Origin of the sequence: Caldibacillus thermoamylovorans, from assembly GCF_000751775.1 — a bacterium.
GTDB classification, from domain to species: domain Bacteria; phylum Bacillota; class Bacilli; order Bacillales; family Caldibacillaceae; genus Caldifermentibacillus; species Caldifermentibacillus hisashii.
Genome location: NZ_CCRF01000005.1, coordinates 1 through 14,841, shown reverse-complemented (window position 1 = coordinate 14,841; position 14,841 = coordinate 1). Strand labels below are relative to the sequence as shown.

General features: G+C 39.3%; 9 protein-coding genes. All 9 read right to left on the bottom strand.

Features of this window, described 5'->3' with window-relative positions; translation table 11 throughout:
• Positions 1 to 931 precede the first annotated feature (931 nt).
• A complete protein-coding gene (locus BT1A1_RS00445) occupies positions 932 to 2,599 on the bottom strand; it encodes a glycoside hydrolase family 13 protein (protein ID WP_034766943.1) in 1,668 nt (555 codons plus the stop codon).
• A 2-nt stretch (positions 2,600 to 2,601) separates the two neighbouring features.
• The gene (locus BT1A1_RS00440; protein ID WP_034766941.1) at positions 2,602 to 4,878 is read right to left on the bottom strand and encodes a glycoside hydrolase family 65 protein; all 2,277 of its coding nucleotides are present in this window, start codon (positions 4,876 to 4,878) and stop codon (positions 2,602 to 2,604) included.
• 26 nt (positions 4,879 to 4,904) lie between these two features.
• Entirely contained in the window at positions 4,905 to 5,750 is an 846-nt protein-coding gene (locus tag BT1A1_RS00435; RefSeq protein WP_034766939.1) for a DUF1189 family protein, read from the bottom strand.
• Positions 5,751 to 5,793: 43 nt separating this feature from the next.
• On the bottom strand, positions 5,794 to 6,645 hold the full coding sequence (locus BT1A1_RS00430; protein ID WP_033826347.1) for a sugar ABC transporter permease: 852 nt from the start codon (positions 6,643 to 6,645) through the stop codon (positions 5,794 to 5,796).
• 1 nt (position 6,646) lies between these two features.
• Positions 6,647 to 7,954: a carbohydrate ABC transporter permease gene (locus tag BT1A1_RS00425; protein WP_034766936.1), complete on the bottom strand. Its 1,308-nt coding sequence runs from the start codon at positions 7,952 to 7,954 to the stop codon at positions 6,647 to 6,649.
• 79 nt (positions 7,955 to 8,033) lie between these two features.
• Positions 8,034 to 9,302 carry an extracellular solute-binding protein gene (locus BT1A1_RS00420; RefSeq protein ID WP_034766934.1) on the bottom strand — a complete coding sequence of 423 codons (1,269 nt, stop codon included), beginning with the start codon at positions 9,300 to 9,302 and terminating at the stop codon, positions 8,034 to 8,036.
• A gap of 262 nt (positions 9,303 to 9,564) precedes the next feature.
• Entirely contained in the window at positions 9,565 to 11,373 is a 1,809-nt protein-coding gene (locus tag BT1A1_RS00415) for an alpha-glycosidase (protein WP_034766932.1), read from the bottom strand.
• A 510-nt stretch (positions 11,374 to 11,883) separates the two neighbouring features.
• Positions 11,884 to 12,840 (bottom strand): LacI family DNA-binding transcriptional regulator, encoded by a 957-nt coding sequence (locus tag BT1A1_RS00410; RefSeq protein ID WP_034766929.1) that lies wholly within the window; start codon positions 12,838 to 12,840, stop codon positions 11,884 to 11,886.
• Between the two features lie 458 nt (positions 12,841 to 13,298).
• Positions 13,299 to 14,783: a lysine--tRNA ligase gene (lysS, locus tag BT1A1_RS00405; RefSeq protein ID WP_034766924.1), complete on the bottom strand. Its 1,485-nt coding sequence runs from the start codon at positions 14,781 to 14,783 to the stop codon at positions 13,299 to 13,301.
• Positions 14,784 to 14,841 lie beyond the last annotated feature (58 nt).

The following is a 14,841-nucleotide window of genomic DNA, read 5'->3' as shown; positions in this document are numbered from 1 at the left end:
CATTTAAAGCACTGCATTTGAAATAATATAGTAGTCTTTAATTTTTCTGTCTTTCATAACAGCAAAATTAGGTTTACAAGATACCAAGCATCTTAGTGACTTGCTTTCATTTATTGAACAACGTATTATAATTTAACACGATTAAAATATATTTGCAATAGAACAATTAAAGTTCTTTTTTTCTGAAATCACTAATTTATATTATATTTAGGTTACCGCCCAAAAAGCCCCTTTTATAAAAAAACTAACGCTCAGATCACAACACATTGTGTCTTGATAAATATATTGGCTAAAATTTTTCCATAAAACCTTTTTGGGTGCTAATCATATTTATGGTTACCACTCAAAAAGCCAATATTTCTATAAATCATATACAAAAAGCACAATTTTTGTTCCTAATAGATATAAGTAGTGGATATTTTTTTCAATAGGCCTTTTTGCATCAACCATATTTTTGTTTTATCAGTTTTTGTTTAATCACCGTTTTTTGAGAAAAATACATAAAAAAGTGAAAGCACTCCTGAAATCTTGGAGTTTATGTATGCAACGATACTAAATTTGAAGAAGGATTCCCAAGTGCTTTAATTTAATTAAACCGAAACCGATCGTAGAAAGTGTAAGAGGGGCTGTTCCTGTCATCATTTCAAGAACAGCCCACTTATTAAACGTTTCACAAATTGATGTCACCCCTACTGTTCGAGGCCACCGAAACTATTTGAATAGATTTACTAATACAATATTTAGTATGATAAAACACAGAAATACATCTAAATACGATGTTTAGCAGAATTATTTCGCACTTCCTCAGCGGCCTCGCACTGTCCCCTTCATAAATCAGGAACAACATGTGACATTGAAGAATTCCTGGCTTGGGGAGAAGCTCCTGCACTCTTTCCTCATCCTGTCATCATTTTAGGAACAACCCCTCCGTTCATTTCTCCATATAATAAATTGCAGCTTCGTATGGGCGGAATAATGTACTGTTTTCCGTATCATCATAGTTTCCAAGCAACAAGCCCCAATTTCCCTCAGGTTTTTCAAAACTTACCGTATGCTCGCTGATATTGGCGGCGACGAGCAATTTCTCCGACTCATTTTCTCGCGTATACACGTATAAGTAGGGATGATTTGGTAATAACAATTCATACCGTCCGTCCACAAACACATCATATGTATGGCGCAACTTAATTAACGATTGATAGTAATAAAAAATCGAGTTCGGATCAGCAAGTGCTTTGGTAACGTTAATTTCCGGATAACGGGGATTCACCTTCAACCATGGCGTTCCAGTTGTAAAGCCGGCATGCGGAGTGTCGTCCCACTGCATCGGCGTCCGTGCATTATCGCGTCCCTTTTTCCTGACGGCTGTTAAAAATTCGTCCTCCGACATTATTTGATTTTCCACAACAAGTTCTCTGTAGGCATTTCGTATTTCAATATCGTCATATTCTGCTAACTTTAACTTAGCGTTTACCATTCCGATTTCTTCCCCTTGATAAATAAAAGGCGTTCCTTTTAACCCGTGTAAAATCGTTGCAAACGCTTTGGCACACTCAATGCGGTAGTTTGTATCATTTCCCCAACGCGACACGACACGTGCCTGATCGTGGTTTTCAAAATATAACGCATTCCATCCTGTATCCGAAAGTGCATACTGCCAGCGGGAGAGTATTTGCTTTAATTCAATCAGATCGAATGGTTTAAATGCCCATTTCCCCGCCGGACTGCCCGGCATTGTATCAACATCCATATGTTCAAAGTTGAAAATCATGTTCAGTTCATGGCGGTCGGCACCTGTGTACATTTTGGCGATTTCAACATCGGATCCGATTGCTTCACCGACAGTCATACAATCATACTTTGACAGCACTTCACGGTTCATCTCTTGGATAAACTCATGGAGACGAGGACCGTTTGCATGGTATTTGCCAACACCGTATTTTTGGCCCTTAGGAAGTTCATAATCGGGAAAATCGAGAAATTTCGAAATAGAACCGATAACATCCATTCGCCAGCCATCGACCCCTTTGTCCATCCAGTATTTCATCAAATCATATACTTCTTTCCGAACTTTTTCATTTTCCCAATTTAAATCAGGCTGTTTCTTGCTAAAATAATGCAAATAGTATTGCCCGGTTTTTTCATCATATTCCCATGCGGAACCGGAAAACATCGATCCCCAGTTATTTGGCGGGGAACCATCCGGCTTTGGATCCTTCCAGAAATAAAAATCGCGATACGGATTATCTTTTGACTTCCTGCTTTCCACAAACCAGAAATGTTCATCAGATGTATGGTTAACGACGAGGTCCATGACTACTTTAATACCCCGTGCGTGGGCCTCAGCAAGCAGCCGGTCCATGTCTTCGTTTGTCCCGAACATTTTATCAATCTTGCGGTAGTCGCGGATGTCATAACCATTGTCATCCTGTGGGGAGTCGTACACAGGACTGATCCAAATACAGTCAATGCCAAGTTCTTTTAAATAATCCAACTTTTCAATAATTCCTTGCAAATCACCAATTCCGTCGCCGTTTGTATCATAGAAACTGCGAGGATAAATTTGATAGACAACTGCTTTTTTCCACCATTCTATCAAGGTCACACATACTCCTTCGTATCGGTATTTGTTAAATAGATAGGCTCCCCAAATAGTTTTAATTCGAGTGGTTCCCCTTCAAGCAAGGAAACCGTTACGTGCTTTTTGTTTACTTTTACTTCTAGGAGACGATTCCGGTAATTAATTTTAAATGCATACGCATCCCAAATTCTTGGTAAAAATGGGGCAAAAGACAATGTTTCATTGAACGTACGCATACCAGCAAAACCATGGACGATTGCGAGCCAACTTCCGGTCATCGACGTAATATGCAGCCCGTCTTCTGTATCATGGTTATAGTTATCCAAATCGAGGCGAGATGTCCGTTTATACAGCTCCACCGCTTTGTCCTCTTTCCTGAGTTCAGCAGCTAAAATAGCATGGACACAAGGGGAAAGACTCGATTCATGGACGGTTAACGGTTCGTAAAATTCAAAATGCCGCTGCTTCTCTTCCATTGTAAACTCATCATTAAAGAAATAAAATCCTTGTAGTACATCGGCCTGCTTAATATAGCAAGAACGCAAAATACGGTCCCAAGACCAATGCTGGTTGAGTGGTAGATCTTCTCTCGGTATGGCACTGACCGGTTGAATCGGCTTGTCTAAAAAACCATCCTGTTGTAGAAAAATACCGAGTTTTTCATCATACGGAAAGTACATCCGGTCGATAATATCACGCCATTTGGTCAGTTCTTTTTCCGTAATATTAAGCGCCGTTTTTTTATCTTTTCCAATTTTATCGAGTGATGCGATTGTAAATTTAAGCGTCCAGACAGCAATCCGGTTTGTATACCAGTTGTTGTTAACATTGTTTTCATATTCATTCGGTCCAGTTACACCATGAATCATGTATTTTTGCTTTCGTTCCGAGAAATGAACTCGGTCGGCAAAAAAGCGGCTGATCCCAACTAGGACATCAATTCCATATTGGTTAATATACTCCTTATCCCCGGTATAATTAACATAATTATAAACCGCATACGCAATTGCGCCATTTCGGTGGATTTCTTCAAAAGTTATTTCCCATTCATTGTGACATTCAATCCCTGTGAATGTGACCATTGGATATAGAGCACCTTTGAGCCCGAGTTTTTTCGCATTTTCGTAAGCTTGCGGAAGATGATTGTAACGGTAAAGCAGCAAGTTCCTCGTTACTTCCGGAGATGCGACAGAAAGATACATCGGCACAGCATACGCTTCCGTATCCCAATAAGTGGCACCTCCGTATTTTTCACCGGTAAAACCTTTTGGACCAATGTTTAATCTTGGATCATCTCCATAATAGGTGGAAAAGAGTTGGAATAAATTGAAGCGGATGCCTTGCTGTGCTTCCGGATCTCCAACAATACGGACATCAGCTTTATCCCATCGTTTTTGCCATGCTGCCGCGTGTTCTTGGAATAATTCTTCATACCCGCTTTCTAATGCTTGGTCGAGTAATTCATACGCACGGGATAACAATAGCTCTTTTTCATAGTCTCTACTTGTTGTAACAGCAATAATTTTTTCTAAGTGAAGAGATTCGTTTTCCCTTAACTCTTTTTCATAAATTTGTTCAGCATATAACGGCTTTGCTTGATGGGTAGTCAAAATTGCATCCGTTCTGCATCCCATCGTAGCTGCAACAGTAAAACGGGGAACACCGAACGGGTTTTCAATCGTTTCCGTAATAACAGCTGCCCGCTTTTCGTTCACTTCGGAATGGATGTCCGTCCAAAACATCTCATCATAATTCGCGTCTTCATTTTTTACATTTCCATCCAAATACGGCATCAACTTGATGGTAGCCGGTTTTCCAAGATTCGTTGCACGGAACCGGATAGCCGCAATTTCTTTATGAACAATGCTGAAAAAACGTTCTATTTCAATTTTGACCATTTTTCCGGGCTTTTTGACAATGTAGGAATGACGCAAAACTGCTTTTTTCATATCAAGTTCTAGTTGAAATTGTTCAAGGTGATCAATAAATAGATCAATTTCTTCCTGATCAATCCATATACGTAACCCAACAAGGTTGATAGCGTTGATGACTTTGCCAAAGTAGTCCGGATAACCGATTTTCCACCAGCCAACCCTAGTTTTATCGGGAAACCATATCCCTGCAATATAGGTTCCTTGGTGATGGTCACCGGAATAAGTCTCTTCAAAATTGCCGCGCATACCCATATAGCCGTTACCCAAAGAGGTGAGGCTTTCTTGCAGTCGAATATGTTCCCGGTGAAGCTGTGTAGTTTTTAATGTCCATTCATCCACATCAAAAAGCCGGTTGTAATACATAAAAGGGCCTCCTTATCAACATCTGATTAATTCATACTTTCTTCTGATAAAAACTTAGTCCTAAAAAAGATAAATGCAATGATAATAACAATCCCTAAAGATTGAATCATTAATAGCACAGTAATATTAGCACCTGCAAAGCCGGCAATCATGGCTAGAATTGAAGGGCATCCTGCAGCAAACATTGTTATGGTTGCTGCCTGTTTAAAAGTTTGGATACCGGAGTAACTTGAAAACTTTGTCAACCAAAGTATAAGAGACACCGCACCCATTAAAACAAAATTACTTGAAAAGAGCATGGCCAACATGGAACCTGAAATTAACGGAATGAGGTTAACTTTGAATTGCTGAAACCAGAGCTCTCCTGCAAAAGCGGCAAGATCGTCTCCACTGTGAACTTTTTTTCCTGCGTTATTTTGCGGATAGCGTACCGAAAAGCCAAACCCGTTTTCGTCAGTCAAGATCAGCCGGTTTTTTTGAAAAACGAGTGCATTTTTATAATGATCAACTTTTTTATGATACTGATCACCGGAAACAGAAAAATCCTTGTTTGCATTAATGGAAATAAGTGTATCCCCGTCAACCAATTCATAGGCTTGAGCTTGAAGAATGCCATTGTTAATCTTCATGTTAACAGCCGGGCCGGAATAACCGGTCTTGACCGCTTCATATAAATTTGGCATGATTTTTCCTAACTCAAAACTTTCCGTACGAGCAAAAGATAATGAGAGCGGTGCAATCAGGCAAGCGTTTAAGAAAATAAACACGAGCGCAATTTTCAACCAACCAAGATCTCCTCTGTGCCGATACATTTTTACCGGTGAAAATATATTTGCAAAATAGTTGACAGGGAATCTTTGAATCTGTTCCATCTATAACCCCACACTTTTTAAAAGATTCATCAAGGGATAATAACTACCCTTTTGTGCCACCGGAAGTCAGTCCGGACACAAAGTTTTTTTGCAGGAAGAAAAATAAAATACAAATCGGCAGGGCGGCTAAAAAAGCACCTGCAGCAAACAAGGTCACTTTTTGATCAGTTGGATTGGAAATAAACTGTTGCAGCCCAACTGCAACTGTTAAATGTTCCGGTGTCCTGAGCAAAAATTTTGCTAACAAGAAATCCCCGAAAGGACCCATAAATGCCCAAAGCGCTTGAACGGCGAGCATTGGCTTTACAAGCGGAAGGACGATTTGCCAAAATACTCTTAAATGCCCCGCACCATCGATTCTTGCTGATTCATCCAAATCACGCGGTACAGTATCAAAATATCCTTTCATCAACCATGTATTCATTGGAATTCCGCCACCGACATAAAGGAGCGTTAAAAACCAGTAAGTATCCAAGGCATTTAAAATATTTGCCAATACATAGAATGCCGTTAATGCAGCCATCGTTGGAACCATTTGTATAATCAGGAAAAAGACTAAACTGTATTTCCTACCCTTAAAACGGTAACGACTGTAAGTGTAGCCGGCAAGCGTCACAATTACGACTTGAAGTACCATTGTGGCAACTGCAATAATGAGCGTATTTATATACCAATTTTTATACAACGTATTTGTAAACAGCTCGCGAAAATTATCCAGCGTCCAGTTAGAATGTAAATCCAACTGGAAAGAAACAATATTCGCTTCCCTGAAAGCTGTGGAAACGGTAATTAACAATGGATAAATAATAATCAAGCTTAATAATAATAAAAATGCATATGTGAAAAACCGATTGCAAAAGCGGGCAAATTTTTGGCTTTTCATGAACTCTCCCATGTTACATCATCTCCTCATTGCCAAATGCATTCGTTTTCTTAAAGGCGATTAGCGAGACGCCAATTACAATAAAAGAAATCATTAGCGTAATCGCGGCTGCCATTGCGTATTGCGGTGAGGTACCGGTTGTCAGTTTATAAATCCAGGAAATTAAAATATCAGTTGACCCCGCTCCGGAACCGACACTGCCTGGTCCGCCATTATTAAAGAGATAAATAATAGAGAAGTTATTGAAGTTAAAAGTGTACTGTGTAATCAGAACTGGCGCAGTTGCAAACAAAATCATCGGTAATGTTATCCTCCAAAACTTTTGCCAGAAATTTGCACCGTCAATCCGTGCTGCTTCATATAAATCCCCTGGTATTGACTGTAAAACGCCTGTAACCATTACAAAAATATATGGGAAACCAAGCCATGTTTGGATTATGATTAAAGCTACTTTCGTCCAAAACGGATCTGTTTTCCAAGAGATCGCCGGAATATCTGTAAATAACAGGTGGTTAATTGCTGGAATAACTTGGGTATTAATGGCACCGATACTGTCGTTAAAAATATTGGAAAAACTCATGATGGTAATGAATGCGGGTATCGCCCATGGAAGTAAAAAGATAATCCGGAACAAACGTCTGCCTTTAATGAAATCTTGGTTGGCCACAATCGCTGTTAATATCCCAAGCACAATTTGACCGGTTGTGGCACATAATGTCCAAATGATTGTCCAGCTGAACACACTTGTAAAAGTTTCACGATACGAACTGAGAGAAAAAATATTTAAAAAGTTTTTTAGTCCGACCCAGTCAATCAACTTGAATGGCGGAATATGATAAAAATCATAATTGGTAAAAGCGGTAAATAAAGTTACTAGTACAGGAAATATGATAACAAACGTCATAGCAAGATAGGCCGGAATTGTTAATAAATAAGGAAAACCCGAATCCCAAGCATTTTTTAAAATAGCTTTGGCCGTGGTGTTGGCTTTTCCTTTCACATTCCATATTGTAGCTACACGTCTCGCATCATAGATGTTCAAAAAATAAAATACAAAAAACAATAGAATGACAATGATTTGCAATGAACCTTTTATAAGCAAAAATAGTGAATGATCAACCCGCGGCGTTGTCCCTAATGTGATAAAACCAGTTAAAGCCGGAATACCAGCAATAGCCATTTGGAAGACGAAAAGAAGAAATATTGCTATGAAGATGACTCCTTTAAAAGGCTGTTTGTTGTAAAACTGACCGAGGCCAGGAATCAAGGAATATAAACCGGCTTTACGGACATTCTTCAGCTTATTTTGATCGATTTCCATTTTTTGTACCTCATTTCCATTAAACTTGCTAATTTGAAAGCCAGATGGGGAAAACCCCATCTGGAGTGGAATAAAATTTTTATTTAGAATACTTCTGAGCAATATTGTCTTTAATAATTTTTACAGCTGCATCGGCTGCTTCTTGCGGTGTTTTCTTTCCAGAAGCGGCGTCATACATGATTGATTCCATGCCGGTCCAAACTTCGGCCATTTCAGGAATATTTGGCATTGGCTGAGCAGATTTATATTGTTCGATGACGGCTTTTGCCAATTCGTTATCTGTGCCTGCTGCTTTTTCACGGGCAGCTGGATTTGCCGGAATTTCATTATATTCTTCAAAGAACTTGTAGTTGTTATCTTCATTTGTTACATAATTAATCCATTTTTTTGCCAATTCCGGTTCATTTGTATAGTTGGAGGCGACCCAGCCTTTTCCTCCTGCAAACGGTTGATATTCATTGCCATTTGGAAGTGTTGGGATTGGGGCTATTCCGAAATTCAAGTTTGCCTTCTTGAAATTTTCAGCCGACCATGGTCCGTCAATAATAGCTGCTGCGTTACCTTTAGTGAATACTTCCGTTACAAAGTCACCGGAACTTTTGACATCTTTCATCCCTTTTGGCCATATATCTTGAAACCAGTGTGTCGCATAGGTAATAGCTTCCACGGAACCTTCATTGTTTAAACCAATATCTTTCGTATTTGTTCCATTATCTCCAAAGACATAACCACCGTAACCAGCCAATAGTCCATAGCTAAAGTAGAAATCTGTCCATTTTGCTAGAAAACCAGTATTTTTGCCGGATTCGGATTCAAAAGCATATTTACTGTCCTTTGCCAGTTCTTCGAGGTCAGAAAAAGTTTGTGGAGGTGAAGAGATTAGATCCTTATTGTAATAGAGTACAAGTGTTTCGATAGCAAATGGGACACCGTAATATTTATTATCCATTGTGACTTGCTGTTGATCTTTTTCGTCAAAAGCACTTACATCTTCCTTGCTAAGTTCAAGTAAGTTACCCTGTTGACCAAGCCCGCCGATACGGTCATAAGGAGCAAGCATAACATCCGGTGCTTTTCCTGCCGGCCCATCAAGCGGAAGAGCTTCAAGCTGTTCAAACATTGGCTTTTTCACAATTTTTACAGTGACATCATTTTGTTTTTCAAAATCTCCCTTAATACTGTTAATATAGTCTGCATATTTTTCTTCAACGGAAACGGTGAGCGTTTTTTTGCCACCGCTATCTGAAGAGGAATTGTCGTTTGTTTCTTTCTTTCCTCCACATGCGGATAAAGCAAAAGTAATACTAAAAATTAGTGTGAGGACAAACAGCTTCTTTAACACTTTCATTTTTTTAACCTCCCTTTTTTATTACAACCTCATTATAGTTGACGTCAGGAAACGTTTACAACGTTAATTTCCCTGTTACCGTTAACAAAATATAACCCCACTTTCAATCGTCTGGTAGAGTTAGGATATAAAAACTCTGCGACTGCCTAACCCTTAGGTGAGAGCAGAGCAGCTGTTTTAGGAAACTACCGTCAGTGGGGTTTCTTCGACTTGACTGAAGGATAAGAAACTTCACAAGACCTGCCGTCAAGATAGAGAAAAGTTAATTTATTATTTCCAAAATAGTAAATTGCTTAGGAGCAAGCACAAGTATATCTTCCTGAACGGGTTTATTTTCCCAAATATTTTTGACAGAGTTTGAATTATCCACATTCAGATCACTCCATGGAATGGACTGTTCCGCCGCGGACCGATTAAAGGCAAATAGTAACGTATGGTTTTTGTCTTTCCGTAAGAAGCAGATCACTTCTTTATCGTTTTCATTTTTCAGCCAGATCAGATCGCCGTATGTCAATGTCGATTGATAATCTTTACGGAACCGGATTAGTTTTTTCATAAAGGTGAGCATGTCGTGATCCTGTTTGTCTTCCTCCCACACCATACATTTTCGGCAGAGTGGATCAGCGCCGCCATCTATGCCGACTTCTGTCCCGTAATAAATGCATGGCGTTCCAGTGTGTGCGAACATAAATGCAAGGGCAAGTTTAGCTTTTTGTTTATCACCGCCGCATTTGGTCAAAATTCTCGGTGTATCATGACTGTCGAGCATATTAAACAGGACTTCATTGTTTGACTTCATATAATGCATAAACTGTTGATTGATGCTATACATCATTTTTTCCGCAGATATTTTTTCTTCCACAAAATATTCACTAATCGTCTGTGTGAACGGATAATTCATCACGGAATGGAATTCATCGCCTAAAAGCCAAGGCCAAGAATCATGCCATATTTCACCGAGAATAAAAAGATCCGGTTTTTCTTTTACCACCATCTGATGAAAAGTTTTCCAGAAAGTATGGTCAACTTCATTGGCCACATCGAGTCGCCAACCGTCAATATCAAATTCCCGAATCCAATAAGTTGCAATATCAAGTAGATATTTTTGTACTTCCGGGTTGGCTGTATTGAGTTTCGGCATGCTCGTTGTAAAAGCGAATGTATCGAAGGAGAGTGTATCTTGCCCGTCAATATTGCCGTTTTCTCCTTCACGAACCGGGAAAGAATGGATGTGGAACCAATCCTTATATATTGAGTTTTCTTCGTTTTTCAATACATCCTGCCATTGCTTCGAGTTTTTTCCAATGTGATTGAATACGGCATCGAGCATAATCCGAATCCCCCGTTTGTGTGCCTCTTTCACAAGCTTGCGGAAGGTTTCCTTGTCTCCAAAATGCGGGTCGATGGCAAAATAGTCAATCGTATCATATTTATGATTGGATGGTGCCTCAAAAATCGGTGTCAAATAAATCCCATTAATCCCAAGGTCACTCAAATAGTCCAAATGGTCGATAATCCCCTGCAAGTCCCCGCCAAAAAAGTCGTTTACGCCAGGGTCTTTACTCCCCCAAGGCAAAGCATTTTTCGGGGAGATATCCGGGTTTCCGTTTGCAAATCGCTCAGGGAAAATTTGGTACCAAACCGTTGACTTAACCCATTCCGGTGCTTTAAACATATCCGTTCCATGCATAAAGGGAAATTTAAAATAATAATCAGGAACATTTAGTGTATCTTCATTTGGCGGATAAAAGCCACGACCGCCGTAAAAAATGTGATTGCCATCCAGGTCGGTAAGTAAAAAAGCATATTGTAAGCGGCGATGCGGTGGTCTTACTTCTGCAAACCAGTAATCATGTGCTTCCGTTTCTGTAACCTTTGTCATTGTTAGCTGTTCATACTGCCAGTGATATTCCCCTGATTCATTCTTTTTAAATAAATAAGGATCACCCCAAATAAGTAGAACTTCGGCAATATCCTTCTTTTTTGTACGTAACTTCAGATGCATCGTTTCTTTGTCATATACATATGCATCCGCACTGAATGGATGGTGAAAAATTCCGGCTAATTCCATGATTGTTCCTCCTCACCTTAGTTGTTTTGATGAAGTAAACCATGGTAACAATAAGAGTCGCTTCATTCTATAAATATTATGCAAACATCCCCATATAAAATAGGCTACGAAAGACCGCTGAAAATAGTTAATTTCGATTGATGGACACATTCATTCTAGTATGTATGCATAATATGTGAGAAAATAAGCATAAATATTCGGATCTCATCAACATTACCCTGATTAACTCCATACTCCTTTTAGCGTACCATCTCCTATAATTGAATAACAGCTGTTATGTTCATGTTAGCGGTAACAAAATTTAACAAGAGGCCATACTGCTCACCGGCTTACCGCATTACCTGCTTTTAGTCTTGACAAGTGAATGACGAAGATTGGATGAAATATTCTTTCGGTAAATATTTTAAAAACCGGGCAACAACCCGGTTTTTTCATATCGCAGTCTTTTCACCTTTATCCGACATGGCTTTGATGATAGAAAATAAAAAGCAGCCTGTTTCGGAGGCCGCCCTATACATGAACTGTTGACGGACGCACGAGCAGTTCAGGTTCAAAAAACCGATGCCCTTGTGACTTGCCATCTTCCTGAATTTTTTTTAACAGCATACGGGCGCAGGCTTCCCCCATCTCGACAACCGGCTGACGAATTGTTGTAATATGAGGAGAAGAAATCCGGTCCAGAAAAACGCCGTCAAATCCTGTAACCGCAACCTGATCGGGAATCTGTAACTGCAATGACTGCGCAGCCCTGATTACACCTAGGGCAATCCGGTCACTCGCACAAACAAATGCACATTTTTCTTTCCAATTGGACAAGATTTCTTTCGCATTTCTTTCGGCTACTCTCGAACTGTTTTTCATCCTGTACAAATAATTTGGTAATCCATATGAGTTAACCGTATCCAAATAACCTTTCAGCCTTGCAGACATAAACGGTTCCTGTAAATCAATTCCGAAAAAGTAAATTTTTTCGAATCCTAAACTAACTACGTGCCTAGTCGTAAGCCGCATACCTTTTTCATTGTCCACATCGATAAAATCATACCCTCTGTCACTTTGGCCAAACAAAATAATCGGCTTAGAGAATTCCTTTAAGATTGTATCATAATCATAACTGCGGACGCCTGTAGCAATCATACCATCACACTGGCCAATATCCATCGATTTCCGTGTAACCAACTGGAAACTATAGTAGTTCCTGTCTAATTCTTTGGCAATTCCGGCCAATAAGTTCATGTAGTAAGGTTCGGTTGTATCCATTTCTTCCAAAATAAGGAACTTGATTACTTGAGTACGGTTCGATACCAGTGCACGCGCGGCATAATTCGGTACATAGTTTAACTTTTCCATTGCATCATAAACCAATTTTTTCAAATCATCACTGACTTGTTCTGGGTGGTTAATAACTCTTGATACAGTCATTTTTGAAACATGTGCCAGTTTCGCCACATCAGAAATAGTTACCATACACACTCATCCTTTATTTTTTAAAAGTTAGGCGCTTTCAAAAATAATAAACGAAAACTCCTGAGTCTCCTCTCCCCGGAGATCTGGATCCATCAATTTATCCGCCGTGCCAAAACCGACAGCAAATATTCCGGTCGCCCTTATTGGCAAACTACTTCCATGTAAGGCGCCATCCAAATTAAAAAATCTTGTCTAAATTTTTCATTTATTTCATTATAGCATATAGGATATAAAGTCAGTAAATCGATAAGTGAATGCCCTAACTTTCATTCACCAAAAGGGGGATAAAATAAATCATTCTGCCTACAATAATTTAACTCATACCATGAACTTTAGATTAATCATAGGATCTTTATCTATTTTATTTAGCTAAATAAGCGGCTATTCAGTTGAAAAAAATATTAAAAAAGACCACCTTCTATTGATCTCATCGAAGGCAGCCTGATTTAAATTATTTGTTATCGTTGACGCATAGTTGGGAAGAGCAATACGTCCCGGATGGAAGGTGCATTCGTCAAGAACATGATTAAACGATCAATACCAATCCCAAGTCCACCTGTTGGAGGCATCCCGTATTCCAATGCTTCGATAAAATCTTCATCCATTACATGGGCCTCATCATTTCCTTGGCTGCGTTCTTTCACTTGGGCTTCGAATCTTTCTCTTTGATCAATCGGATCATTTAATTCTGTAAATGCATTCGCATGTTCACGAGCAACGATGAACAATTCAAAACGATCCGTGAAACGAGGGTCGTCTGCATTTTTCTTCGCTAAAGGTGATATCTCCACAGGATGACCGTAGACAAATGTCGGTTGAATCAGTTTTTCTTCCACTTTTTGCTCAAAGAATTCATTAATAATATGACCAACTTCCATATGTTCAGTGATTTCTATCCCATGTTCTTTAGCTAAGATACGTGCTTCTTCCACAGTCATTTCCTGCCAAAAGTCAACCCCTACATATTCTTTAACGGCATCGACCATATGGATTCTTTTCCATTTTGGTGTTAAATCAACATTATATTCACCATATTGGATATTTGTCGTGCCTAACACTTCTTGAGCAACATGAACAATCATATCTTCCGTCAGATTCATAATATCATGAAAGTCTGCATATGCTTCATATAGTTCAAGCATCGTAAATTCCGGATTATGTCGGGTCGAAACACCTTCATTTCGGAACACACGGCCAATCTCGTACACTTTTTCCAGTCCGCCGACAATAAGTCGTTTTAAATGTAATTCAAGGGCAATACGCATGTATAAGTCAATATCCAATGCATTATGATGGGTAATAAACGGACGTGCAGCAGCCCCGCCCGGAATGGTGTGCATCATTGGTGTCTCTACTTCAAGGTACCCTTTATTATCCAAAAATCGGCGAATCGATTGAATTACTTTGCTGCGGGTAACAAAAATGTCTTTACTTTCCGGGTTTACAATAAGATCCAAATACCGTTGACGATATCGTTGTTCGACATCTTTCAACCCATGGAATTTATCAGGTAATGGGCGTAAAGCCTTTGTTAGAATTTGGAAGTCATCCACTTTAATAGATAATTCACCCACGTGTGTTTTAAATACAATCCCTTTTACTCCGACTATATCTCCTAAATCGGCTGTCTTAAAAATAGCATACTGGTCGTCGCCAATGGTATCTTTACGGACATAGATTTGAATTTGTCCGGTCACATCTTGAATATGGGCAAAACCGACCTTCCCCTTACCTCTTTTTGTCATAATCCGTCCCGCTAATTGGACACGTATTTCTTTACTTTCTAATTCTTCATTTTCCATTTCGCCATAGGCATTTTTGAGGTCCATCGCACTATGTGTTCTATCAAAACGTTTACCAAAAGGATCAATCCCTTTTGCACGTAATTCTTCCATCTTTTCACGCCGAACAATTAATTGGTCATTTAACTCTTCATGACTCATTCCCAATCATCTCCATCATTTAATTTCAAAATTATTTATGTAAAAAATTCCAGCAAGA